The 534-nt window shown below is 63.7% G+C and carries 2 pseudogenes; both read left to right on the top strand.

Annotated elements, in window-relative coordinates:
• A pseudogene (locus U8L64_RS20235) lies at positions 1–131 on the top strand (vitamin B12 dependent-methionine synthase activation domain-containing protein); the annotation flags it as partial.
• Positions 132–222: 91 nt separating this feature from the next.
• Positions 223–534, top strand: a pseudogene (locus U8L64_RS00690) (vitamin B12 dependent-methionine synthase activation domain-containing protein); the annotation flags it as partial.

The following is a 534-nucleotide window of genomic DNA, read 5'->3' as shown; positions in this document are numbered from 1 at the left end:
TCGCCGATCGTCTCGCCGAGGCCTGCGCCGAATGGCTGCACGAGCGGGTGCGCAAGGAATACTGGGGCTACGCCAGCGATGAAGAGTTGAGCAACGAGGACCTGATCCGCGAGCAGTACAAGGGCATCCGCCACCGCTGCGGCGGTTCGTCCGGCTGCGCCAGTTCGGTGATCAGCACCGAGCCCGTACGGATATTGCTGCGAGTCTCGGTATCACAGCCGACTGCGCCAGCAAATCGTCAAGCCCGATGCCAAGCCGAACCTGTCGCTGGCCGACGTCGTCCCCCCGAAGGAAAGCGGCGTGACCGACAACGTCGGCGGCTTCAACTGCACCGCCGGTAACGCCGCCGACGACGTCGCCAAGTCCTACCAGCACAATGGAGACGACTACAACTCGATCAATGTCAAGGCGCTCGCCGATCGTCTCGCCGAGGCCTGCGCCGAATGGCTGCACGAGCGGGTGCGCAAGGAATACTGGGGCTACGCCAGCGATGAAGAGTTGAGCAACGAGGACCTGATCCGCGAGCAGTACAAG

Source organism: Pseudomonas sp. FIP_A4 (genome assembly GCF_036701605.1).
GTDB classification, from domain to species: Bacteria; Pseudomonadota; Gammaproteobacteria; order Pseudomonadales; family Pseudomonadaceae; genus Stutzerimonas; species Stutzerimonas phenolilytica.
The sequence above is the reverse complement of the archived record's forward strand: the minus strand, read 5'-3'. Positions and strand labels throughout refer to the sequence as shown.